This is a genomic window from Peribacillus sp. FSL E2-0218 (assembly GCF_037992945.1).
Lineage (GTDB): Bacteria > Bacillota > Bacilli > Bacillales > DSM-1321 > Peribacillus > Peribacillus simplex_B.
On the sequence record NZ_CP150304.1, the window covers coordinates 2,997,615 to 3,021,281 of the forward strand.

A 23,667-nucleotide genomic window follows, 5' to 3' on the forward strand; every position below is an offset into this window, starting at 1 on the left:
CATGCACGATCCCAACCTTTTACATCCACTTAAGAATTTAGGAGACTAGCAACTTGACTTGGAATGACTGTATTAATCTGTTCGCCAAGGTCTATCTTCCCATCCTGGCTTTTGATTGTACAACGAATTACATCGCCATCCCGAAGGTATTTTGCGCTTGTTTTTTGATTCTCAACGAGCAAATCCAGTTTCTCTTGCCCAGGGACCGCCAGACTGGATACTTTACCCATGATTTCTGCTGAAAGATTTAGAGCGACCCCGCCTGTTGTTCCAGTAATGATCAAGTCTCCTTTTGATAAGTCCATGATTTCACTTAGCTCCGTTAATGTTTCTGCTGGCTTAAATAATAATTGATTCGTATTAGCAGACTGACGTAATTCGTCATTCACCCAAAGATTCACCTCTAAATCATGGATTAACGGGATTTCTTCTTCATCAAGCAGGTAAAGGTAAGGACCTGTGGGGCCAAATGTCCGATAGCTTTTCCCTTTTAACCATTGACCTTCGGGAAGCTGGATATCCCTTGCTGAGACATCATCCACAATGACTAAACCTGCCACATATCGATGAAGGTTCTTATCGGTAACATGGGCTGGCGCTGTAATATCCGTACCGATCACAAGACCAAGCTCTATTTCATAATCCAGCAATTTCACGTGCGCAGGACGAACGATTTCTGTGTAGGCCCCACAAAGGGAACTGTCCGCTTTACTAAAAATCATATTAAAGGGCGGACGTCCCGTTTCAAGCCCTGCCTCGGCACGATGTGTGGAATAGTTCGCCCCTTGGCAAACGATCCTCGCCGGTTTCGTAACCGGACTCAAGATATTCACTTCCTTTAATGAAACAGAATCGGCTGTTCCTTGCTTCATTATCCCACGAGCCTTCTCGGCCCCTTTCTCGAGAAATTCGGCCAGGGTGCCATATGCTTCATTAAGGACGAGGATTTTGTCCCCAGCAACAACCCCCCAGCTTGCTTTATTTTCTTTTTCGAATCTAACAACTTGTATACCCAACTCCATTACTCCTCTCTTTTAGAAAAATGATGATTAGCATGTATCATGGAGAACTTCATGATACATATATCTCTTCCAGCAACCGCTTGACACGTAAGATCAGGTCTGTCATTTTTTGACGTGCCAGGTCTTCATCACGTGCAAGCACGGCCTCATATATTGCCCGATGCCGATCCAACACTTCCTTTGTTGGAGAATCGAAGGTCGGATCTGCATATTCCTTCACCGCATGAAACGTTTTTTCACGGCTTATTATGAGCGCTTTATGCAGGGACTGGATGGTGCCGATCATTAAGTCGTTATAAGACGCGTGTAATATGCTTTGATGGAATTCAAAATCAGCCTTTGCCCAGGCTCTCTCGTCCCCGACAGATTGCTCAAGCTTTTCGAAGCATGCCTTGATCTTGACATGATCTTGGTCCGTTGCCCTTTTAGCTGCCAAGGCTGCTGCCATTGGTTCAAGCCCCAGCCGAACATCGGTCAAATGAAGGATAAAGTCACTATTGTTTTCATCTTCAATGATCCAGGTCAATACATCAATATCCCACCACTGCCACATGGCCCTTGGCAATACACTCGTTCCTGACCTTTGATTGGACCTTATAAGTTTACGGGTAGCCAACCCCTTAAGGGCTTCACGGACCACAGTTCGACTGACTCCATGCATTTCACTCAATACTTCAGCCTTTGGCAATATTTCGCCAGGAAGGTATTCTCCGTTCACGATTTTCCGTCCAAGCTCATGGACCAATTCTTCACTTCTATTTTGCATTGCCTGCATTGCCTCCCTTTCTTATACCTTTACCAACAGTATACATGGTAACGGGTCTTAAATGAGAATGGGAGTCATATCTCACGAAAATCCAGTAATCGTTTGCCTTTTCTTTATGACGAAAGAATCAACTTACCCATTACCAGCCTCCTTTGAATTTATAGGGAGAAAATAAATACTATTTATCTGTTTATTCTAATAAGTAGTATTTATTTAATCTTAAAGGGCTTCTATATAATTGTCAATCTATTTTATTTTGTTCTGACAGTACCCTGTGAGTACGGCAAAAGAACCTTTAATATGAAAAAATGACCCGTTCGCCATTTCTGCGAACGAGTCATTTCTCATGACTACATCAATTTCTCATTACCATTTTCCATTTGCATCGTTGACGGAATCTTCTTGGCCAATTTGAACTTATAGAATAAAAGGCAGGCTGCCAAAAATCCGATTCCGTAGAACAAGCCAACCCGTTGAGTCGGATCAAAAGCAAGGAATACTAATACCATTAAACAAAAGCCTAAGCAAAACAAAGGGACAAAAGGATAAAAAGGCACTTTGTATTGTAACTCCTCCGTTTTCCCGCCGGCTTTTATAAATTTCCTGCGGAACATATATTGTGATAAGGCAATCCCCATCCAGGAGATCGTAACGGAAATGCCCGCAATCGACATGAGCAAAACGAACACCGTATCAGCAGCCATGAAACTGGTCAATAACGATAATAGTGAAAAGATTATGGTGAATAAAAGGGCATTCAAAGGCACTTTCCTTTTGGATAATAAACCGAAAACCTTTGGTGCCATTCCATCATGGGCCATCGCCCAAAGCAATCGTGTTGAGGCATATAGACACGAATTCCCGACGGAAAGTATCGCTGTCAAAATGATGAAGTTCATGATGCCTGCTGCATAAGGTACCCCCGCTATCTTCATCAAGGTAACAAATGGACTTTCCAATAAGCCCAATTCCGACGAAGGGAATATCGCTGAAAGGATGATGATGGATGCAAGGTAAAAGACGATGATTCTAAAAAGGACATTGCGAATTGCCTTAGGGATGTTCTCTTCCGGTTTTTCACTCTCCCCCGCTGCGATTCCGATCAGTTCCGAGCCTTGATATGAGAATATGACATTCATCATGGTAACAAAGATAATCGTTATCCCCCCTGCTGGAAAAAGACCGGAAGGAGCAAGATTCTCAAAGAATGGGGTCGGACGATCCGATAAAGAGACGAAACCAAAGATGCCAGCGATTCCTATTAAGATGAACAAGATTACGGCAATGATTTTTATTCCGGAGAACCAATATTCAGCCTCTGCGAACCCTCTGGTCGTCAAGGCATTCAAGGAGAATAAAAGCAGAATGAACACCGCACACCATATCCAGGTGGGAACGTGGGGAAACCAGTGCTTCATTAAGATTCCTGCTGCTGTAAATTCAACACCCGCAGTTGCAGCCGAGCCGACGAAATACATCCAACCAAGTGAAAATCCGGCGGATGGCCCAATATATTCAGCCGCGTATTTTTGGAAGGAACCAGTAACCGGCATATGAACCGCCAGTTCTCCAAGACAGACCATGACCATATATAAAATGATACCGCCCGCTAAATAACCAATCAAAGCCCCTCCTGCACCTGCTTGATTAATGGTATAGCCTGCATTCAGAAAAAGGCCCGTACCGATTACGCCGCCAAGCGAAAGCATGAATAAATGGCGCCGCTTCATTGAGCGCTGCAGTTGATCATCTTTCTCCAGTCCATTCCCCATAATTTCCACGTCCTTATCTTATCAATTAACTATCTTCTCCCGGCTATCTAAAATTTTAATCCGGAGTGAATTCCGGACAGCCGCGATTCATTCGGCCATGTTACCCGTTTTTGGCTCACCCGCCATGCTTCCTTTAATGGATGGCTGCTGACCGCACAATTTATCGGCAATCCCGACAAAATATCTTACACCATACTCCAAGGCCCTTTCGTCGATTTTAAATTTAGGATGGTGTAAAGGGTAAGCTTTTCCCAACTCATCACTATGAACCCCAAGGAACTGCATGGAAGCTGGAACGATTTCTGAAAACGCCGAAAAATCTTCCGTTCCAAACATCGGATCATCGACCACAATGATCTGTTTTTCTTCAAAAATCTCTCCCATGACCGTTCGCGAAATATCAACGGCAGCCTTATCATTCACTACGGCTGGATAACCTAAATGCCAAGTTAATTCGTATCTTGCTCCATGAGCCTCGGTAACACCTTTGACGATTTGCTCCAAGTACTCCCTAGCCTTCACTCGGCTATCGGAGTGTAAGGAGCGAATCGTACCGCCGATTTCAGCATATTCCGGAATGACATTGAGCGCACTTCCAGCATGAAACTGAGTGATTGAAATGACGGGTGCCCTAAGGGCGGAAATCTTTCTGGAGACGATGTTTTGAATATTGGTTGTCATTTCTGCACCGATCATTAGCGGGTCGATCGTCAATTCAGGGGTCGAAGCATGTCCGCCCTGACCAATGATCTTGATTTCAAAGTCATCTGCTGCTGCACAGAACACTCCGTCCCTTAAACATATCGTCCCTGTTCTTTCATAAGGAGTAACATGAAGGGCAAATGCAAAATCGACTCCTTCCATGACCCCTTTTTTCACCAACTCTTGAGCTCCCCCTGGCAAAACCTCTTCGGCGTGCTGGAAAATGAACCTGATTTCCCCATTGATGGCTGCTTTTTTTTCAGAAAGGATTTTGGCCGCACCCAATAACATCGCTGCATGCGCATCATGTCCGCATGCATGCATGACGCCAGGATTTCTTGATTTACATTCCAATTCTGTTTCCTCTTCGATCGGAAGAGCATCAATATCTGCACGAAATGCGATGATATTCTGTTTTTGCGCCGCAGCCTTGTCTCCTTTGAGAACCGCCATGACGCTTGTCTTGGTCGGCCTAGTCACTTCTAATCCTGAAAGGGCGCTCAATATCGTGTAGATATATTCTGAAGTCTCGTGCTCCTCGTACGAGAGTTCAGGGTTTTCGTGAAAATGGCGTCTCCACGAAATCACCTCATCAACCATCGTCTCCTGTACATGCTTCAACATAAAAGGCCTCCTTGATTATTAATTTGGAAAATTCTGATATTATTTAAAAAGGACCATATTGAATGCTTTGGGCAATGATTAAAAAAATTATCGCCACGGCAATCTGGATGATAAGGAAAGGAAGCACCCATTTCACCCATTTCGTAAATGAGATTCCCGCTACGGCAAGACCGGCCAAAAGCACTCCAGACGTTGGGAATATCATATTCGATATCCCGTCCCCCAATTGGAAAGCCAATACGGCAGTTTGTCTTGTCACTCCCATTATATCCGCCAACGGCGCCATAATCGGCATCGTCAATGCTGCTTGGCCGCTACCGGACGGAACGATGAAGTTAAGGAACATTTGCACAATGAACATTCCAAGTGCATTGATGGCGGGCGGTAGATGCTCGACCATTCCTGCCGCATAATATAAAATCGTATCCAGCAGGCCGCCGCTTGTAATGATGACCAAGATCGTCTGCGCAACCCCTATAATCAATGCCCCCGAAACCATATCGCCCGCTCCTGAGATAAAGCCATTGGCCATCTTGGATGCTGATAAGCCCCCGATCATTCCCATGATGATCGCGCTCAATAAGAACAACCCGCCAATTTCGCTTATATACCAGCCTAGTTTAATGACACCATAGATTAATAGTATGAAATTCAGCAATAAGACGAATAAAGCCATGGAATGTCGTATACTCATCTTGAAGTCTTCATCAACCATCGTATGATCTTCACGCCTGAATTTACCGTATTCACCTAATTCAGGATTTCGTTTCACTTTCATGGCATGAAAATATATATATAAAACGGTGATGACGTAAAACACAGCAAGGATTGCAATTCTCAACCCCATTCCCGAATACATGGGCAGTTCCGCAATGCTTTGGGCGACCCCAACATTGAATGGATTGGTGATTCCGGAAATAAATCCCGTTGCCAAGGTTCCTAGGATGACGATCGCAAACCCCGTGAGGGCGTCGAAGCCCAAGGCAATCGTCATCGGAACGATGATCGCGATATAGACGAGCGCATCTTCAGCTGAACCTATCAATGTCCCTAATGATGCGAAAATCAATACCATCAACGGAATAAGCAATTTTTCTTTTGTCCCGAATCGGACCGCCACGAATTTGATGAATGAATCAAGTGCCCCTGTTGCCTGCATGATTCCAAGTGCCCCTCCAAATAAAAAGACAAACAAGATGATCGATGACCCTTCGATCATTCCAGCGTGAATGCTGCTGAACATTTGCAATAGCCCTACTGGTGTTGAATCGATAAATTCAAAGGACGTTGGATCGACGACACTTCGACCATCTTGTTCAATCCTCTCATATTGGCCAGCAGGCAATATGTAGGTTAATATCGTCACAATTACGATGACGATGAACATTAACACAAAAGGGTTGATTCCTTTTTCCGGTAACTCGGATAGTTGGTTCGGCACATTATTTTTAGGATTAAGCGGCTCGGATGTGATTTGCTCGTTTGGTAGGTTATCCATATTTGACCCTCCCATATATTTTCTCCTTTATGAGCTGCAACTTGGACCTTTTATCAAAGTAACCCTTGCTTTTTCTGCTGGGGATCAATGCGCATCCTTGACTTTGATCATGCTCTTTATTAACTTTTCCAGCATGAGAGGCGTATGAATGAAGGCACTATCGATATGAAGCCGCTCAGTTCGCTGGTGTGCATCCTTTCCGAACGGACCTACATTGAGCACCGGCGCCTGAAGTTTTAGCATATCGGCAAAAGGAATGCTGTAACTATCCCCCCAAACTGGCGTGTTCTTCTCAAAAGCGGTCCAGCCATCCGATTCATCTTTATATTGGACATAGCTCAGGTCACAAAGACCATTGAAATAATGAACCTGGCTGATTTCTTCATTAAACAATTGCGCCGTTTCCTTTAATAGTTTAACGGATTCGATGACAAGCGGATCACTTGATGTATTGACGGCAGGATAATACGGCGGCGCAAACAGCAATACAATGGCAGGTGCAAGCTCCTGGCATTGTATCATCAGTTTTTCTACGATCCGCAGTGATTTTTCCCGCTCATCCCAATCCCCATTTGCCTGGACCTCTCCTTTAATTTGCTCAACAAGATTCGCCCCGAATTTCCCCACGGCATAGGATAGCAGTTTTTCGTAGCGAAGCACCTGAACTTCACCTACCCCTTCAATCCGTTCACGAATGCATAAGGCCTTATAGGACTCATTGCACCTGATCGCCGCTTCCTCTGCAACCTTCTCGAAAATATCCATGATTTCCCCAGCGCTTCTCTTCATGATGAAAACATTATAAAGCGCTGCTGCGCGGTAAGGCGTTTGTGTTGAATACTGCAATTTGAGATCTTTTTGCTGAAGCGATACTGGCAAAGGTGTTTTTTCCGAGAAATCACTTTCCAAAAAAGAAGTGTTCCACTCCATGAGCTGTGTAAGGAACGAGGCCATATAGTTAGCTGTCATCCCCTTCAATGGCTCTCCCACATGTGTTTCCTTTCCATAAAAAAGCGCTGCCGGCATGATTTTCCCCATCGTTCCCGAGTAAATATAATGGCTCTCGTCTCCAGGTTTCTGTGAAAAAGATGGTTCACTATTGAGAAACATCTTATATGAAAGACGATACTTATCACGCAGTGCAACAAGCTCCTTGACTGCCGCCCTCATGCCAGCAGAATTGACTTCTTCGTCTGGAACGGTCAGCAGCAAAAGATTGACCGGCCACTTTTCGATGCTTGCTTTTTCGATGAGGGCCATGTGTAGGGCTAGCCCCATTTTCATATCCATCGTTCCACGCCCAAACAGGTAGTTACCCGATTCGAGGTCGATGCGCGCCTCTTCCGGCAGATCATCTTTTCGATCAAGGAGTTTTTTCGTGAGCTGTTCCGGCTGAAAGGCCAGCATCTCGAGATCACCATATTCCTCCGTCTGTACCGTATCGAAATGACTTATCAAAACGATTGTCTCGTCCGCTTCAGGATGCTTATAAAAAGCATGGACGAAATGCCTTCCCATATCCACTTCATGAAGTGATAAATTGGCAGGATTCTTCTTAAAAAAATCAAGATCGCCTAATTTCTCCTGGACTTTATAAGGAAACGTGATTTCACCTTCTGTAAGCGTCCTGCTTTCCCAGCTCACAAGCTCACATAGTAATGCACGCAGTTTTTCCGGAGTTCCCCATCTTAATTGGACCATTGAAATCCCTCTTTCCGTTTGTCATCAAATGCAAGGAAGCATGGAGGCATGCTTCCTTCATTCACCTTTATTAGAAGCGAAGCGATAAACAGCTCAATCCGCCATCCTGCTTCCGGAACTCTGACATTTCCAGCTCGATCGTTTTATATCCAGCTTCATTCAATTTACTTTTCGTCTGATCATATCCGCTAGGGATAATGACATAATCATTGACGAGAATGCAGTTCGCCGAGTATTCATCTTCAGCTGAAACGATGATTTTCTTATATTGGGCAAAGTCTGGATGTTCGATGAACTCCCCAGCCGCAACGATCAAATCATCTCCTAGGTAGGCAATTCCCGTTTTTAAATGGAAGAACTCTTTTAACGGAACAATCGTCCCTTTATAGCCTTCGGATTCTACGATTCTCTTTAACTGCTGTGCACCTTCCTCATTTGTACGCTCGGAAATGCCAATATAAAAATGGTCATCGACTTGAAGCACATCTCCCCCATCTAAAGTTCCCGGAGCATGTATATGGTGAATGGTTTCATGAAACTCCTTCAAGACGGGTTCCATTTCCACTATTTCCTTGTTTCTGGTAGCATCCCCCGGATTCGTTATGACCGCAAATTCAGGGGTAATGACAGCCGTATCTTCTACGAATGTCGAATCTGGAAACTCCTCATTTGCCGGGAGGTGCGTCACCTCGACCCCGCATTTTTCCAATGCTTCCACATAAGCGGCATGCTGTTCCAATGCTATATCATAGTCGGGCGTACCCAGGTCCGATGTTGTTAATCCATTTACATAACTTCTACCTGGTGTTTTTACGATGACATGTTTATACAAAGCTCATTCCCCCATTATTCACTATTTTTTTCGAACTACCGGGCAAGTTAAACAGGTAGGCCCGCCCGTGCCCTTATAACTGATTTCAGTTCCTTTATATTCATATACCGTGGCTTTCGCATCGAGAAGCTTTTGCTTCGTATATTCATTCCCGGCAGTCATTACACAAACCCGCGGAGCTAATGCAAGCACATTGCAGCCAAGATTCATGTACTCTTCTTCCGGTACCTCTATTAGCTGAACTCCCCGTTCAATGAGGAGTTTTCTGAAGTAGACTGGCATGAGCCGTGAATGAACGACAGCCAAATCATGGTCAATCATGCTAATGAAAGACATGAGGTGAAGACACTCTGCCTCCCCTTGATCATGGGGAAGCTGGACTACGATGAATTCATCCACTAAATGGGCCGTCATTTCTTTTAATTGCCTAATTGCCTCGGCGTTTGTCCGGTAACCATGTCCTACAACTAGAGTCCTATCATCAAGCCAAACCAAATCACCGCCATCCGCGACCGCATCACCCGTTAGTTCGCCTATGATCGGGATGTTATTTTCCATGCAAAAATGCTTGTATACAGCGGCCTCTGGCTGCCTGAGTTTTTTCCCCGACTTTAAAAGGATCGCTCCTTCGCTTGTGAACTTGACAGGGTCATGCGCGTACAGGGAGTCAATGCCCACTTCCTTCGATGCTGGCAAGTAACTGATGTCGGGAACATACTCCTCCAAAATGGAAATGAAATCAGCAAACTCTCTTGCGGCTTCTTTTAAATCCGGCTCTTCGGAAAAATTGAATCTTTGCCATTCATCACTTAAATGCGCCTGACTAATGAACGCATCATTCGGATGTTTTACAATGACACGTTGCAAAGATTTGTACATTGATGAACAATATGACACTTCCTCTCCTCCTTTTCCACTATGCGGAAAACATTTCCGTTAATAGGAATTTTTATTAAATTATAAAATTTTTTATGGTATAATGTCAATATGTTTTAAATATTCAAATAATAAAATCTTCATGACTTCTGTATGGAAAGATAGGTGGAATGTTTATGCAATCGATTGACCGTGCGATGAATGTCATTAACGTATTAGTTTCCAATTCATCGGTAAATGGGCTTGCCATTACGGATCTCTCCCAAGAATGTGAGCTTCCGGTAAGTTCCATGCACCGCTTGTTAAAAGCCATGTCCAAGCACGGCCTCATTCAACAAGATGAGCAATCCAAACACTATGGTTTGGGGAATATTTGGCTCGAATATGGCCTGAGGATGTATGACAAAATGGATTATATCAGTCAAATCAGGCCAGAGCTGGAAAGGCTGATGAATAGGGTGAAAGAAAGTGTCTACCTTAGCCAGCCAATGGAAATGGAGTCCCTCCTCATCGAACGTATCGATAGTGAAAAAAGCCAAATTCGCGTATATGATCAGCTCGGCTCACGGATCCCGATGCATATCGGTGCCGCCAATAAGGCAATGCTAGCCTACATGCCATATATTCAAGCGAACGAAATCATAGATGCTCTTGTTCCTGAAAATGAAAGAGCCGCATTATTGGATATCTTGAAAGAAACGAAAGTGAGAGGATATGGCATCAGCCACAATGAAAGAACGGAAGGAACCTCTTCTGTGGCCGTTCCGATCTTAAACCATTTCGGGGAAGTGCATGGGGCAGTGAGTATCGGATTTGTCAGCTTTAATCTGACAGAGGACAGACTGGATTTCCTCATTCAACATGTGATGGAAACAGGCAGTCGGATTTCTTCCAAATTAGGATATAGGGGACCATGACCATTCCACCCCATCGATCGCTGTCCCTAACCAGAGAGCTGGGAAGGATTTCGGAAAAACAAAAAAAGAAGATGAGTCATTTCATCTTCTTTCGCTTATCATTAATCGCTGCCGGTCACGAATAAGTCTTCTTTAAAATAAGCAAGGACCTCCCCTGTCACCACTTCTTCCCCCTCCATTACCTCCAATGATTGTATTTCCCCGCTGATGCCAATTTCAATGATCTCCACACTCCCATCCGCTTTCTTGATTTGAAATAGTTGTTCCCATTCGTAAAATCTGGAATTTTCGGATAGTGAAATTTTTTCAAGCGTACCTTCACACGGGCTAAGAATCACATCAATGTACATGGCACTATTCCTCCTTTTAGTATTGTTCCAAATTAAATGGGGATTGCAGGACTAACTTAAGAAAATCCTGGAATTCAGGAATATCTTCTTGTTCGATGCCAAGCGTCTGGACCCAATTTTGATCCAAAGGAATATCGCCGGCACACATCAGGATCATTCTTCCGTTTTGCAAGGAGGTTACCATCGCTTTACCGAAGAACTGCGCCGAATATACAATGGTCACATCATAACGATAATTTTTGGACAATAGGCAATAATGATGGATCGCTTGATTTTCTTTATTTTCGGAAAGAATGTCAAAGTTCAATGGATAGCCCCCTATCTTATTTCATCATTTTAGTACCTGACCCAGCCACGAAGCCGGGAAGCTTCCGCGATCTTGCGTATCCCTTCAATATAAGCAGCAACTTTCATATTCACCGAAAATTTTTGTGAGGTATGATGGACATTCAAAAAGCTCTCTGCCATCTTTTCCTTCAATCGTTCATCCACAAGTTCTTCCGTCCAGTAATATCCTTGATTGTTTTGGCACCATTCAAAATATGAAACGATCACTCCCCCTGAATTGGCCAGAATATCGGGTACCAAAACAATCTCTTTTTCATCAAGAATTTTGATTGCTTCTTTTGTTGTCGGCCCGTTCGCTGCTTCGATCAAGATTTTACATTGCACTCGTTCGGCATTTCCTTTATGGACCACCCCGCTAATTGCCGCAGGAATCAGCACATCGCATTCCTTCTCCAATATGTCGGAATTCGATAATGAATCGTTGAATAAATTGGAGACGACACCAAAAGAGTCCCTGTTATCCAAAAGGTACGGAATATCCAACCCGTTTGGGTCATATATTCCCCCAAGCTCATCCGCTATCCCAACCACCTTTGCCCCCAATTCATGCAAATACATCGCCAAATGGCTGCCAACATTCCCGAATCCCTGGATGATCACGCGCAAGCCTTCAATGGGAATTCCCTCTAATTCACAGACCATTTGAAGCGTATATAACACGCCCTTGGAGGTAGCTGTTTCCCGTCCCTTTGATCCGCCTAATGTCAGCGGCTTACCGGTAATGAAGCCGGGAGAATCGAATTCCCTGATATGATCGTACTCATCGAGCATCCACGCCATGATTTGGGAATTCGTATACATATCCGGTGCAGGAATATCCTTCGTCGGTCCCACTATCTGGCTGACTGCCCTGACGTACCCTCTGCTTAATCGTTCTAGCTCAGACGAACTCATCATTCTGGTATCACAGACAATACCGCCCTTAGCCCCTCCATATGGAAGATCCGTAATTCCACATTTCAAGCTCATCCATCCCGCCAATGCCTTAACTTCGTCAGGTGTGACTTCCGGATGAAACCGAATCCCGCCTTTCGTCGGTCCGGTCGCATCATTATGCTGGGCACGGTATCCTTGGAACATCCGCGTTTCACCATTATCCATTTGTATGGAAATGCTGACTTCCAAAAAGCGCATCGGCGTTTTCAAAAATTGATATACAGAATCTGGATACCCTAAAACATGAACCGCTTCTTTTAAAATATCCTGGAACTCTTGCAGCGGATTGTCACTTTGCCGGGTTTCCATCAGCTTTGTTTTGCCTGTCATTTTAGCACCTCACTTTTATTCTTATAAAACTAGTAAGCAACTTTCATGCCAGCTTTAAAAACTTGTGTAAACGGCCATAGATCGTGAAGTTGCCTTCTCGCCGGTGAACGTAACTTTTTCTGGGGTATGTATGAATTCATAAACCATTCAGGTCTGCATATTATGAAACTGCAAGGAACAGGACATCCATAGGCTACATTACAAACTCCATATCTGGATGATTACTTTAGTAGAAATATTGGACTAGTTGGCAGCTGATGTATGCAAAAAACAAAAAAAAGGGCACGCATGCATGCCCTTTTCACTTGACCTAAGAGAACTTTCTTTGCATTTGTGCGAAGAAGACCTACACCGCCATATAGATCGGTTTTGGAAGCTTCTATTTCTCAGCCAGCAGCTTCAATTCATCCACGAACCATTTCGTGATAATTTCCGGACGAGTAATGGCCGTTCCAACCACGACAGCGAAGGCACCGCTTTCAATGGCTTTTCGAGCATGATCCTTCGTGTGAATATGACCTTCAGCAATGATGGGGATATTACATGCAGAAGAGAGTTTATGAATAAGAACATAATCGACTTCCTTCACGTTTTTCGTTTCCTCCGTATATCCACACAATGTCGTTGATACGATATCCGCTCCCAGTTCTTCTGCGATCTGCCCATCTTCAAAAGTCGCACAATCTGCCATCACTAAAATATTGGGATGGTCACTATTGATTTTTTTTATGATGCTTTCAAGCGTTTCACCCCCAGGTCGCCTTCGTTGGGTGCCATCAAGGGCTACAATGCTGGCACCAGCCTCAATGATGCTTTTAGCACTTTCATAGGTCGGAGTGATATAAACCTCGCTTTCATCAAACCATTGTTTGTGAATCCCCATGATAGGCAAGGTCGTTACCTTCCTGATCGCTTCGATATTTTCAGGCGCGGTTGCCCTTATTCCAACGGCGCCTCCTTTTTCAGCAGCCTTGCTTAACGCGCCCATGATATTCGCCCCATACATGGGCCAGCCTACCCTTGCCTGGCACGACACAATCAATCCATTTTTGATCTTGTTCAATACGTTTTTTTTACCCATCTTTATCACCTACAAGACTCCAAATGATTTTCCAACTAGACCGACAGCAAAGCAAAAAAGGATGAGCCAGTAGATTGCCTTCTTATATTTATGCAGAACCCATAAGAAGCCAAGCGTCAAGAGAAGGGGCAAAAGCCCGGGCAAGATCGAATCGAGAAGTTCTTGCAAGATGATTTCTTTGCCAGCGTAGTTCCATTTAGCGGCCACTCCCACCTGAACAAAATGGACAATCATCGAACCTGTGACCATTAATCCTACAATGGTTGCCCCCTGTACAAACTTATTGAGGATATCCGAATCTTTCATTTTCAAGATAAGGTTCATTCCAAACCTGTACCCATAAATCAATCCATAATAGCGGGAGATAATGTTCAGCAATACGTTTGGCACGATGAATAGGATCGGACCTATCGGGTTTCCCTCCAACGCCAAGCCAGCGCCAATTGCCGCAAAAATGGTCATGAAGGTCGCTTTAAACACAGAGTCACCAATTCCAGAAAGTGGTCCCATCAATGCCGCTTTGGTTGAAGAAATAGTCTCAGAGGTGATCGGTTTTCCTTGTGCCCGTTGCTCTTCCAAGGCAAGTGTCACACCGATGATGGCATTGGTAGTATATGGGTGACAGTTAAAAAACTCATTATGGCGGACAATCGCTTCTTTTAATTCCTCATCGTCTCCATAAAGTCTTTTGAGTGCCGGAATTACCGCAAAACAAAAACCTAAACTCCCATAGCGCTCATAATTTATCGACGTCATGCTGAAGAAGGAACGGAAAAAGGTGCTGATTAAATCCTTCTTTGTCAGGATCGCCGTTTCCGCTTCACCTCGCTGGGACGAAGGAAGGGAGATATCACTGTTATCCGCCTTATTCATCACCACCGAAATGCTGATGGCGATTCCAAGACCCAACAAGGCAATCGATAGTACAGGGAGTTCCAAATAAACCGCCAGTACGAATCCAATCAGGAAAAATGACCAAAACTTCTTGAAGTTCATCATTTTCAGGAGCATCGCCATTCCTATGGCAGGCAGAATTCCTGCAGAAACCTTTAAACCATCCAGAAACCACGCAGGCATGGAATCCACAAGGTTCTTTACAAAGTCGCTTCCAAACTGAATAGCCAAAAACGTCGGGATGAACATGACTGTGAAAAAAACGATCAAACCGGACAAGTGCAGACGTCCTGCCTTCTTTAGATTAAGCGCTTTTAGAGCATTTTCAGCACGATGCACGAGAAAAATATTGAAGTTCCAAGCAAGCATGATCAAAAGCTGTGCCAGAATGCCAATTGGCAAGGCCAGGGCAATTCCAACTTCTGGTTTACCGCCAGCACTGACTGCAAAAATGGTACCAATCAGTCCTGCAATTTGTGCATTTGGAGGGATGCTCCCTCCAATCGGCAGGACCCCCATGAACATCAATTCGACGCTCGCCCCTACAATCAAACCTGTTTGGAGGTCCCCCATCATTAAACCTAGTAACGGGCCCGCAAAAATCGGACGGCTGATCATCCAATATCCGTACCCATAGTTTTCAGTCATAAGACCCGCAACAAAAGCGCTCAGCAAAACGGCTGGCAGGAAGCCTATATCCACTTTTTCTCCCCCTTTACGTTCTGACGGCCTTTCCCGTCTCTATATTTTCGTATATAAATCAATGGATTTGTCACTTGGAGATGTTCGGATTTCACAGGCAATCCCGTGATCTTTTATTTTTCGGAAAACGGCCTTATCTTCTTCGTCCAAATAGACTGTTTTACATATTTCCTGTTTACCAGCTTTATAGTACATGCCGCCTACATTAATCGAAGGCAGCATAATCCCTTTTTCAATCAGGGATAAGAGAACATGGGGACTTTTCACGACGATGAACGTTTTCATGGAATCCGGCTGCGCATCGAGATGGCTCACTGCATCTTCGACAGAAAGAATGGCAAGTTTTTTCCCAGAAGGAACCGCCATGCTTAGCAGCAGGATTTGGGTCGGGTCGTTCGCCGCTTCATCATCAACTACAAGGTATTCGGTGACTTGATAAGCAACGCTCCATGAATAAGCGACTTGTCCATGTATAAGCCTTTCATCGATACGGGTAACAACAATGCTCATGACAAACCTCCTTCACGATTCTCGAATGATTGCGGAGTTTATATGGCTAATGCTTTGGGAGGCATTGGCGATTAACTCTCTCGGACTTGCAGGTGATAGACAGCATTCAATCACTAAACCTAAATGGAAACCGGCGATTACCTGTACAGCTTCATCTTTCAACACTTGAAGTGTAGATGCGTTGCAAGGGGAACCGCCTTTAATATCAGCCAGTAGGATAATCTCTTTGTAGCGGACCCGCAATTGATCGACTGAAATTCCCAGACGGCTTGAAAATGAGTCGAATGCTTCGTCGGCACCCATGTTCAATGCATAAAGGCGTTTTTGTTTTCCTGTAATCAGCTCCACACATTCCTTCATTGCCGAGGCTAAGTTGCCATGACTTACAAGTATAATGGCCCTATTCAACTTACCACCTCCTTATATTTAATTTTTAAAATATTCTATCTTTTACAATCATAAATAAAAAGAAATAAAATATCAATAATTTAACAATAAAATCAAGAAATAAAATTTCATAAATGGCATTTTCCTCTGCATTTACTCACAATAAAATTTCATTTGTGATATAAATGTAATAGGATATCTCTTATAAGGGGGACAATTATGAGCACATCTTTATTACGAAAAATCAAAGAAAAAGCCGATTCCCTGTCACGTGCAGAACGGCAAGTAGCCCACTATATATTGGATCATGCCGATTTGGTGCAAACGTACACGATTTCCGAAATATCGAGTAACGCCAATGTTTCCCAGGCCAGCGTTGTCCGTTTTTGTAAACGGATGGGCATAGAAAGCTTTAAAACGTTTCAACATACTCTAGTGAAAGAACTGAGTTCGAACCATGCCAATATTAATGACCTTTCTTTATTGCGTGAAAATGATACCCCTTACCAGCTTTTTCAAAAAGTAACGATGAGCAATAAAATTGCCTTGGATTCGCTTGAACAAACATTGAACAAAAAAGAATTTGATAAAGCAGTCGAATGCTTGGGCAGGGCAAAACGGATTGCTTTTTTCGGTGTCGGCGGCTCCGCTACAGCTGCATTGGATGCCAGCCATAAATTCGCTAAACTTGGCGTCGCGACAGGGATGAACACGGATTTTCATACCGTGATCTCCTATGTTTCCAATTTCTCTTCCGAAGATGCTTTAGTCCTTTTTTCAACATCCGGAAAAACGAAGGATGTTTTGGAAATGGCTTCCTATGCAAAAAAGATCGCCGTTCCCATTGTTGCCATTACCGCCTATTCGAAGTCTCCTCTATTAAAATTGGCTACGATACAGCTTTGCTTTCCTGACATTGAACATGATCAGCGAATCGGCAGCATTGCATCGAGGATCATGCAGCTTAACATGGTCGACGCCCTTTACTTAAGCGTTTTTCACCGCATCGACAAACAAACCATCGATAATTATCAAAAAGCACGTGAAGAAATCCTCCGACTAAGAAGGTAAAAGATCATTAATGCAAGGCTCGATAGGTGAAGCGCCTTCGATACATCTGCAGCGAACCGTAAATCCGTCTTGAAATGAATACACAGCCTTTTGCTAGTTTTCATGGTGTAGTAGGTGTTCCCTGTAAAGGTAGAATAGTGGACAACATTATCCAAATACAGCCCGTCCCTTCACTCGAGGCGACCATATCAAAAGGGGTACGGAATTGGAAGAATCCCGTACCCCTTTTCTCTGCAAACTGACCGGTCCTGCATGTGACATTTTCCTTGCGAAGAGTCTATAGCTGAATTTCTTCCACTTGATATTGGGGCGGTGCAGTGCGAAATGCCTTGGTAATGTACAGCAGATAACAAAATCCAACCAAAAACCAGCCAACCCCCATGATTAGTGAGCTTGTCTCAAGATTGATCCAAAGAATGCCAATGGCTATGGCCCCGATTAGGGGCATGATTAAGTAATGGAAATATCCCTTTATCGTTCGATGCTTTTTTTCCTTGATGATAAAATGGCTGATCACTGACAGATTTACAAAAGTGAAGGCCATCAATGCACCAAAATTAATCAGTGATGCAGCCGTCACCAAATCAAAGAACACGGCCGACAAGGCAATGCCCCCCACGATGAGGACATTGATGGCAGGTGTTTTCCACTTAGGATGAATATAGCCAAACCATTTTTCCGGAAACACCTTATCACGGCCCATAACATACAATAGGCGGGATACGCTGGCATGCGATGCTAGTCCCGATGCTAGCGTATTGACAAGGGTGGTGCATAAGAAAATCGATTGAAACAGCTTCCCCCCTACATATAAGGCAATTTCCGGCAACGCAGCATCCGGTTCCTTGAAACGGGAGATATCAGGAAAAAAAAGCTGGATAAAGAAAGAGGAGATAATGAATATCACCCCTCCCCATAGTGCCGTTAAAAAGATCGCTTTGGGAATCGTTTTTTTCGGATCCGGCGTTTCCTCCGATAGTGTCGTTACGGCGTCAAACCCCAAAAAGGAAAAACAAAGAATGGTGGCCCCCGTGATGATGGCAGAATAGTCCATCCCATCCTGGACGAAGGGCTGGATCGTGAACACTTCCCCTGTCCCTTCTCCACTATGCAGGCCCCTGATTACAAGAATGATGAACACCGTCATGATGGCAATCTGAATCAAAACAAAAAGGGCATTGAAGTTAGCTAATACATTGACACTCCAGAGATTGAGAATCGTGACAACCGCAACGAACAGTACTACCCATAACCATGTTGGCACCTCTGGAAATAATGCAGTAAGATAAATTTTGGTCAATAATGCATTTACCATCGGTAAAAATAGGTAGTCCAACAACGAGGACCATCCTACCAGGAACCCCAAATGCCGATTGATCGCCTTTTGCGTATACGTATACGCCGATCCTGCTGCTGGAAAAACCTTTACGAGTTTACCATAGCTTGCGGCTGTAAAGAGCATACCGACCAATGCAACGATATAAGCAGTCGGTACATGTCCCCCGGTGATTCCGGATACGATACCGAATGTATCGAATACGACCATAGGAGTCATATAAGCCAATCCCATCATAACAATTTGCCATAATTTTAGCGTTCGTTTCAGTTTCGCATCATTTTCCACTTATCATTCCTCCTTGAAACCGCTTTCAACTATTCGATTTGACATGTCCTAAATAAATGGTAAAACCTCCTTTTTTTAAAAATACAACCTGAATACCTAAATGCAAATATCGTGCCATTTAACGTAAATAGCTGGCATTCCAGCAGCATTCGTGTCATTTCAATCGTTCATGGGGAAACGCGGCTCCGTTTTTTTACTGCATCTCGATTCATTTTCCGATAGATTATTCGCCCATGCATAATTCCCTAATAAAAAAACGTTTACGTATCTGCAGAAAATCGCTTTAGGTGACTTGGCATGTTAATTGCATTTGATAATGGCGAGTATTCAGACCTTAACATGATTAGAAAATGGAGGAATAAAAAAATGAAATATCCTTTAACTCCCGATGTAAAACCAGAGTTTTGTACCACTGGAACATTTATGCGCTTACCTTCTTCAAGAGAAAATGCCAAATTGGCCGTGGTTGGCCTGCCCTTTGATACAGCCGCTTCATTCAGGGTAGGAGCAAGGTTCGCTCCACAGGCGGTCCGTCAGGCATCCATGACGTTGTTTCCTTATCATCCCATTCAGAAAGTTTTTCCATTTGACGAGTGTAATGCGATTGATATTGGGGATGTTTCAGTGATTCCCCATAATATCCACCGAAGCTATGAATTAATTGAATCGGCAATGGCAGACTTGATGAAAGCGGGCATCATCCCAATCGGAATTGGAGGAGATCACTCCGTAACATTGGCCAATTTAAGAGCTGCCGCAAAAATCCATGGACCAGTGGCGCTTCTCCATTTCGATTCACATACTGACACGTGGGATACTTATTATGAAGAGAAATATTGGCATGGTTCACCGTTCATCCGTGCTTATGAGGAAGGGCTGCTGCAGTCGGATAAAGTTTTCCAAATTGGAATTAGAGGAACACTCAATCATCCAGGCGATATTGATTCCAGTACAGATTTGGGCTATACCGTGATAACAACGCCTCAACTGAAGGAAAGGGGAATCGCGGATGTCGTGAAGGAAGTCAAAAAGACGATTGGGGATACACCATGTTTCTTGAGCTTTGATATCGATTTCGTAGATCCATCGTGCGCACCTGGTACGGGCACCTTGGAAGTTGGAGGATTGAATAGTTTTGAAACATTGGAGTTGATTCGCTCCCTGCACGGATTCAACTTCATCGGTTTCGACTTGGTGGAAGTTCTCCCACCCTATGACCCAACCCAAATCACTTCCCTATTGGCAGCCACCATCATTCACGACTTTGCCAGTTTAGTAGCATTGAAATTGAGGGCAGAACAAGAAATGCCAGTCGAAAATAGTCAAAAAAACTAGGACAACAAGCGGTCGCGATTAACCCACAGACAGACAAAAAGAGCCATTTAATAAAAATGACCCTTCCAAACTGTAGACAAACTCTATGAAAATCGAGTTTGTCTACAGTTTTTTTCGGTTGTACAATCCGGACCCTTCACACGCCTCGAACACGCCCGATTGCCGAACCGGTGAATTCTGCTTGAGTATCAGTGCGTCATTACGCTTTTGTTCATATTATTTGATTTCGAGAACAGGTCATGGCCTAACTGACTGCATCTATCATGATCCGTTTGATGTGGTTATTGCGCTCCTTTTTTCATCAACATTCGTTCAATGTCTTTAAAGCCTTTCATTCGGGCGTGCTGTAATGGGGTCACCTTATCATGATCGGCTATATTCACATCAGCACCATGATTTATCAGCAATTGCACGGTTTGCTGTTGTTGCTCACCTCCATCATTCAATACGATCGCCTCCAATAATGCCGTCCAACCAAGGTTATTGACATGATTTACATCAATATCAGTTTGGGTCAAAAGTTCCTTGATCACATGGTCATATCCATGTTCCGAAGCAGGTATGAGTGCAGTTCCGCCATATCGGTTGGTCAGCGCAGGGTCAGCGCCTGCATCGATCGCAGCCTTGAGGATTTCAAGATATCCTTCTGCACCGGCATAAAGGAAAGGATTGTTTTTCAAATCATCCTGGATGTTGACGTCTGCACCTGCTGCGATTAGGACCTTTGCCGTCCCAGCATCATTATGATAAGTAGCGATCATAGTGGCTGTCCGCCCTTTTGAATCCTGTGAATCGATATCGGCACCTTCCTCAATCAACCTGCTTACCGTTTCCGTGTCTTCCTTTTCTGCAGCTTGAAAAAGCTGTTCATTCATTTCCATCTCCTCATTTCCAAGATTTTTTAAATCCTTCTTGGAATCTGGGGCACATGCTTGAAGCAAGAGAAGACATCCCGCCATTACAACCATCCGCTTCCACATCCATGACACGCCCCTTTCACCATTCGTTTCCAACACTCGTTGCATGTGCCTCCTATTCGGCTGTAACTTAACTGACTCAAGTTTAAAACGCAGCCCTGTTCGATCGCATCCCATAAACTTAGTGAGCTTTGTTATCCGTTTCATATGATGTTAACGCCCAATCATTAACTCCCGCTATGCAATTTTTTTAAAAAATCTTAACGTCTTTTTAAATTTTATTTATCATCCCAAAAACCGCCACTTTTGTGACAGGTAATGCAAAGACCATTTATACATTGAATCGATACCCGGCACCCCAAACCGTTTCCAGGTATTTAGGATGTGCCGGGTCTCTTTCAATTTTTTCACGTAATTTTCTAATATGGACGGTGACAGTCGAGACATCCGCCGCCGACTCCATTCCCCAATTGCTCTCATATAGTTGCTCCTTGCTTAATACTTGGTTCGGGTGCATCACAAGAAACAGCAACAAATCGAATTCCTTTGTCGTGAAAGGCACTTCCCCGCCATTGATATGAACTTTACGCGATGACTTATCTATCGATATACCGTGAACGAAAACCGTATTTATTTTGGAATGATTCCCTGCCAATCGATCATACCGGGCTAAATGCGCTTTCACTCTAGCAACCAGTTCACTTGGACTAAAAGGCTTTGTGATATAATCGTCAGCGCCTAATCCAAGCCCTCGAATTTTATCGATATCCTCCTTTTTGGCGGAAACGATCAATATCGGTATATCCTTGGCAGCTCGTATTTGTTTGCAAATCTCAAACCCGTTCACGCCGGGAAGCATGATATCGAGAATGATTAAATCGTAGTTTTTTTGAAGGGCCTGCTGAAGTCCTGCATCACCTGTATGTTGAATGTTGACTTTAAAATCATCAATCTCCAAATAATCCCGCTGCAGTTCAGCAATGCTGACATCATCTTCAATAAGTAATATTTTTTTCATGCTCCTCACCTTTCTTTAAGGTAAAGAAGACACTTGTGCCCTTTCCCATCTTGCTTGTAGCCCAAATATCCCCTTCATGCTCTCGTATGATTTGTTTGGCAATCGCCAGCCCTAAGCCGCTGCCACCAGTCTCTGAATTCCTGGATTGTTCAGCACGGTAAAAGCGATCAAAAATGAAAGGCAGGGCTGAAGGTTCTATTCCTTGGCCATTATCCGTAACCTGTACAGCTACATCCTCTTGCCCCTCATGTAAAGCAATGGAAATGTTCACTTTATCCCTCTCCGCATACTTCACGCAATTACTGATTAAGTTAGCCAATACTCGTCTTAGTTTCTCCCTATCCGCTGTCACAAATATTGGTTCATACACTTGATTCCATTCAATTCGAGTCCCAGCTTGAAGGAAATCCAAATGAAATTCTTCCACGTAGTCTCCGATAAATTGATTCATTTCCACAGTTTCAAACGTGAATGGTTCTTTATTTAAATCCAGCTTGGAGAATAGGAATAATTCATCGATCAATGAATCCAAGTCTTTCGCCTTTAAATGGATAGTCGATAAATACTTTTCCATTTTTTGCGGGGTATTGGCGACACCATCTTGTATTCCCTCAACATATCCGATAATCGAAGTAATCGGCGTTTTCAAATCATGCGAAATATTGGATAGAAGTTCTTTCCTGTTTTCTTCATATTGAAGCTGAATCTTAACCGATTCTTTTAATTTTATCCTCATTTCATCGAATGTCCGATTTAATTGTCCGATTTCATCATTGGAGGCAGCTTTTATTTCGAAGTTCAAATCTCCTGATTTGATCCGACTGGCCCCTTCCTTAAGAAGTGAAATGGGTTTGATGATGCTTCTGGAAACTAAATAGTTTAACAGCCCGATAATCATGATGAATAGAAATAATAATAGCCCGAATAAAATAGGGAATAACTCCCGAGCCAGCTCGGCAGAGGAACTCACCTTTCTCAACACAAAAATACTTCCTTGGCTTTTATCCGAGAAATAAAAATCAAATTTGACATATGTGTAAAAAAAATCATCGATTTTAATCGTATCCCTCGTATTGATGTTCGTTTCTTCGAATCCCGGGAGAGACCTGCCCAGTACCTGATAGTTAAAGGAAAGCGAAGTAAACTCGATCTTCGAATCTTTTCTGACGACGATGTCGATGTCCTTTTGTTTAATTTCCTTCAATTGTTCTACTTTAAGAAGCTGTTCAGGTTTATGTTTGGCCAAAAGCTTTAAATCAAGAAATGCGGTTTCTTCCACATTCGTCAATGGTTTCTGGACATAAGATTTTTTGTAAAAATTTTCAATCGAGTTTGCATCGCCTGTTATCGCAAAAATAATTAAAAACCCAGCGACCAATAGCAAGGCGATGGAAAAAAGGATTACTCCGACGTAAGATAACAGAAACCTCGTTTTTATCGATATGTCAATCACC

Annotated in this window: 22 protein-coding genes; 3 read left to right on the top strand and 19 right to left on the bottom strand. The window is 43.6% G+C overall.

The annotated features are described in order from the left end of the window. Positions 1-29 precede the first annotated feature (29 nt). From MHI53_RS14360 to MHI53_RS14395, 8 genes are all read right to left on the bottom strand, one after another. The gene (locus tag MHI53_RS14360; RefSeq protein ID WP_340371600.1) at positions 30-1,016 is read right to left on the bottom strand and encodes a fumarylacetoacetate hydrolase family protein; all 987 of its coding nucleotides are present in this window, start codon (positions 1,014-1,016) and stop codon (positions 30-32) included. A gap of 55 nt (positions 1,017-1,071) precedes the next feature. Next, positions 1,072-1,788: a FadR/GntR family transcriptional regulator gene (locus MHI53_RS14365; RefSeq protein WP_061144192.1), complete on the bottom strand. Its 717-nt coding sequence runs from the start codon at positions 1,786-1,788 to the stop codon at positions 1,072-1,074. A gap of 350 nt (positions 1,789-2,138) precedes the next feature. Continuing rightward, positions 2,139-3,560, bottom strand: coding sequence for an amino acid permease (locus MHI53_RS14370; protein ID WP_061144193.1), 1,422 nt, complete (start codon positions 3,558-3,560; stop codon positions 2,139-2,141). A gap of 87 nt (positions 3,561-3,647) precedes the next feature. Further along, a complete protein-coding gene (locus MHI53_RS14375; protein ID WP_061144194.1) occupies positions 3,648-4,886 on the bottom strand; it encodes an amidohydrolase in 1,239 nt (412 codons plus the stop codon). 43 nt (positions 4,887-4,929) lie between these two features. Further along, entirely contained in the window at positions 4,930-6,384 is a 1,455-nt protein-coding gene (locus tag MHI53_RS14380) for a C4-dicarboxylate ABC transporter permease (RefSeq protein ID WP_340371601.1), read from the bottom strand. A gap of 84 nt (positions 6,385-6,468) precedes the next feature. Next, entirely contained in the window at positions 6,469-8,085 is a 1,617-nt protein-coding gene (locus MHI53_RS14385; protein ID WP_340371602.1) for a M20/M25/M40 family metallo-hydrolase, read from the bottom strand. Between the two features lie 70 nt (positions 8,086-8,155). Beyond that, entirely contained in the window at positions 8,156-8,917 is a 762-nt protein-coding gene (locus tag MHI53_RS14390; RefSeq protein ID WP_340371603.1) for an arginine deiminase family protein, read from the bottom strand. A gap of 21 nt (positions 8,918-8,938) precedes the next feature. Then, positions 8,939-9,796 carry an arginine deiminase family protein gene (locus MHI53_RS14395; protein ID WP_340373690.1) on the bottom strand — a complete coding sequence of 286 codons (858 nt, stop codon included), beginning with the start codon at positions 9,794-9,796 and terminating at the stop codon, positions 8,939-8,941. Positions 9,797-9,969: 173 nt separating this feature from the next. Here MHI53_RS14395 and MHI53_RS14400 point away from each other — a divergent pair, with 173 nt between their 5' ends. Next, complete coding sequence (locus MHI53_RS14400) at positions 9,970-10,710, top strand: IclR family transcriptional regulator (RefSeq protein ID WP_340371604.1); 741 nt, start codon at positions 9,970-9,972, stop codon at positions 10,708-10,710. Between the two features lie 101 nt (positions 10,711-10,811). On the opposite strand, the gene MHI53_RS14405 is transcribed toward MHI53_RS14400, so the two are convergent. The 7 genes from MHI53_RS14405 to MHI53_RS14435 all read right to left on the bottom strand — a co-directional run bounded on the left by MHI53_RS14405 (position 10,812) and on the right by MHI53_RS14435 (position 16,269). Beyond that, positions 10,812-11,060, bottom strand: coding sequence for a hypothetical protein (locus MHI53_RS14405; protein ID WP_340371605.1), 249 nt, complete (start codon positions 11,058-11,060; stop codon positions 10,812-10,814). A 16-nt stretch (positions 11,061-11,076) separates the two neighbouring features. Next, complete coding sequence (locus tag MHI53_RS14410; RefSeq protein ID WP_061144200.1) at positions 11,077-11,367, bottom strand: SAV0927 family protein; 291 nt, start codon at positions 11,365-11,367, stop codon at positions 11,077-11,079. 29 nt (positions 11,368-11,396) lie between these two features. Further along, positions 11,397-12,674 (bottom strand): Glu/Leu/Phe/Val dehydrogenase, encoded by a 1,278-nt coding sequence (locus tag MHI53_RS14415; protein ID WP_340371606.1) that lies wholly within the window; start codon positions 12,672-12,674, stop codon positions 11,397-11,399. Positions 12,675-13,053: 379 nt separating this feature from the next. Further along, positions 13,054-13,755, bottom strand: a complete 702-nt coding sequence (locus MHI53_RS14420) for an N-acetylmannosamine-6-phosphate 2-epimerase (RefSeq protein WP_340371607.1) — start codon at positions 13,753-13,755, stop codon at positions 13,054-13,056. A 9-nt stretch (positions 13,756-13,764) separates the two neighbouring features. Beyond that, positions 13,765-15,351 (bottom strand): PTS system mannose/fructose/sorbose family transporter subunit IID, encoded by a 1,587-nt coding sequence (locus MHI53_RS14425; protein WP_340371608.1) that lies wholly within the window; start codon positions 15,349-15,351, stop codon positions 13,765-13,767. Positions 15,352-15,390: 39 nt separating this feature from the next. Beyond that, on the bottom strand, positions 15,391-15,861 hold the full coding sequence (locus tag MHI53_RS14430) for a PTS sugar transporter subunit IIB (protein ID WP_061144202.1): 471 nt from the start codon (positions 15,859-15,861) through the stop codon (positions 15,391-15,393). Between the two features lie 12 nt (positions 15,862-15,873). After that, positions 15,874-16,269 (bottom strand): hypothetical protein, encoded by a 396-nt coding sequence (locus tag MHI53_RS14435; RefSeq protein WP_061144203.1) that lies wholly within the window; start codon positions 16,267-16,269, stop codon positions 15,874-15,876. A gap of 198 nt (positions 16,270-16,467) precedes the next feature. On the opposite strand from MHI53_RS14435, the gene MHI53_RS14440 reads away from it, so the two are divergent. Continuing rightward, the gene (locus MHI53_RS14440) at positions 16,468-17,319 is read left to right on the top strand and encodes a MurR/RpiR family transcriptional regulator (RefSeq protein ID WP_340371609.1); all 852 of its coding nucleotides are present in this window, start codon (positions 16,468-16,470) and stop codon (positions 17,317-17,319) included. A 277-nt stretch (positions 17,320-17,596) separates the two neighbouring features. Here the strand turns inward: MHI53_RS14440 and MHI53_RS14445 are convergent, their stop codons facing one another. Continuing rightward, positions 17,597-18,892 carry an APC family permease gene (locus MHI53_RS14445; RefSeq protein WP_340373691.1) on the bottom strand — a complete coding sequence of 432 codons (1,296 nt, stop codon included), beginning with the start codon at positions 18,890-18,892 and terminating at the stop codon, positions 17,597-17,599. A gap of 417 nt (positions 18,893-19,309) precedes the next feature. Between MHI53_RS14445 and speB the strand changes: the two genes are divergently transcribed. After that, the gene (gene speB, locus MHI53_RS14450) at positions 19,310-20,278 is read left to right on the top strand and encodes an agmatinase (RefSeq protein WP_061144206.1); all 969 of its coding nucleotides are present in this window, start codon (positions 19,310-19,312) and stop codon (positions 20,276-20,278) included. 281 nt (positions 20,279-20,559) lie between these two features. Here speB and MHI53_RS14455 read toward each other — a convergent pair whose 3' ends face one another. From MHI53_RS14455 to MHI53_RS14465, 3 genes are all read right to left on the bottom strand, one after another. Then, complete coding sequence (locus MHI53_RS14455; RefSeq protein ID WP_340373692.1) at positions 20,560-21,258, bottom strand: ankyrin repeat domain-containing protein; 699 nt, start codon at positions 21,256-21,258, stop codon at positions 20,560-20,562. Between the two features lie 268 nt (positions 21,259-21,526). After that, positions 21,527-22,213: a response regulator transcription factor gene (locus MHI53_RS14460; RefSeq protein WP_100531475.1), complete on the bottom strand. Its 687-nt coding sequence runs from the start codon at positions 22,211-22,213 to the stop codon at positions 21,527-21,529. Next, the gene (locus MHI53_RS14465) at positions 22,191-23,657 is read right to left on the bottom strand and encodes a HAMP domain-containing sensor histidine kinase (protein ID WP_340373693.1); all 1,467 of its coding nucleotides are present in this window, start codon (positions 23,655-23,657) and stop codon (positions 22,191-22,193) included. The genes MHI53_RS14460 and MHI53_RS14465 overlap by 23 nt, the downstream gene beginning before the upstream one ends. Positions 23,658-23,667: the final 10 nt, after the last annotated feature.

Bases quoted from the DNA above. Each gene is read 5' to 3' on its own strand.
- MHI53_RS14365 (WP_061144192.1), bottom strand. From the start codon at position 1,788: ATGCAAAATAGAAGTGAAGAATTGGTCCATGAGCTTGGACGGAAAATC.
- MHI53_RS14370 (WP_061144193.1), bottom strand. From the start codon at position 3,560: ATGGGGAATGGACTGGAGAAAGATGATCAACTGCAGCGCTCAATGAAG.
- MHI53_RS14375 (WP_061144194.1), bottom strand. From the start codon at position 4,886: ATGTTGAAGCATGTACAGGAGACGATGGTTGATGAGGTGATTTCGTGG.
- MHI53_RS14380 (WP_340371601.1), bottom strand. From the start codon at position 6,384: ATGGATAACCTACCAAACGAGCAAATCACATCCGAGCCGCTTAATCCT.
- MHI53_RS14385 (WP_340371602.1), bottom strand. From the start codon at position 8,085: ATGGTCCAATTAAGATGGGGAACTCCGGAAAAACTGCGTGCATTACTA.
- MHI53_RS14395 (WP_340373690.1), bottom strand. From the start codon at position 9,796: ATGTACAAATCTTTGCAACGTGTCATTGTAAAACATCCGAATGATGCG.
- MHI53_RS14400 (WP_340371604.1), top strand. From the start codon at position 9,970: ATGCAATCGATTGACCGTGCGATGAATGTCATTAACGTATTAGTTTCC.
- MHI53_RS14405 (WP_340371605.1), bottom strand. From the start codon at position 11,060: ATGTACATTGATGTGATTCTTAGCCCGTGTGAAGGTACGCTTGAAAAA.
- MHI53_RS14415 (WP_340371606.1), bottom strand. From the start codon at position 12,674: ATGACAGGCAAAACAAAGCTGATGGAAACCCGGCAAAGTGACAATCCG.
- MHI53_RS14420 (WP_340371607.1), bottom strand. From the start codon at position 13,755: ATGGGTAAAAAAAACGTATTGAACAAGATCAAAAATGGATTGATTGTG.
- MHI53_RS14430 (WP_061144202.1), bottom strand. From the start codon at position 15,861: ATGAGCATTGTTGTTACCCGTATCGATGAAAGGCTTATACATGGACAA.
- MHI53_RS14440 (WP_340371609.1), top strand. From the start codon at position 16,468: ATGAGCACATCTTTATTACGAAAAATCAAAGAAAAAGCCGATTCCCTG.
- MHI53_RS14445 (WP_340373691.1), bottom strand. From the start codon at position 18,892: ATGATGGGATTGGCTTATATGACTCCTATGGTCGTATTCGATACATTC.
- speB (WP_061144206.1), top strand. From the start codon at position 19,310: ATGAAATATCCTTTAACTCCCGATGTAAAACCAGAGTTTTGTACCACT.
- MHI53_RS14455 (WP_340373692.1), bottom strand. From the start codon at position 21,258: ATGTGGAAGCGGATGGTTGTAATGGCGGGATGTCTTCTCTTGCTTCAA.
- MHI53_RS14460 (WP_100531475.1), bottom strand. From the start codon at position 22,213: ATGAAAAAAATATTACTTATTGAAGATGATGTCAGCATTGCTGAACTG.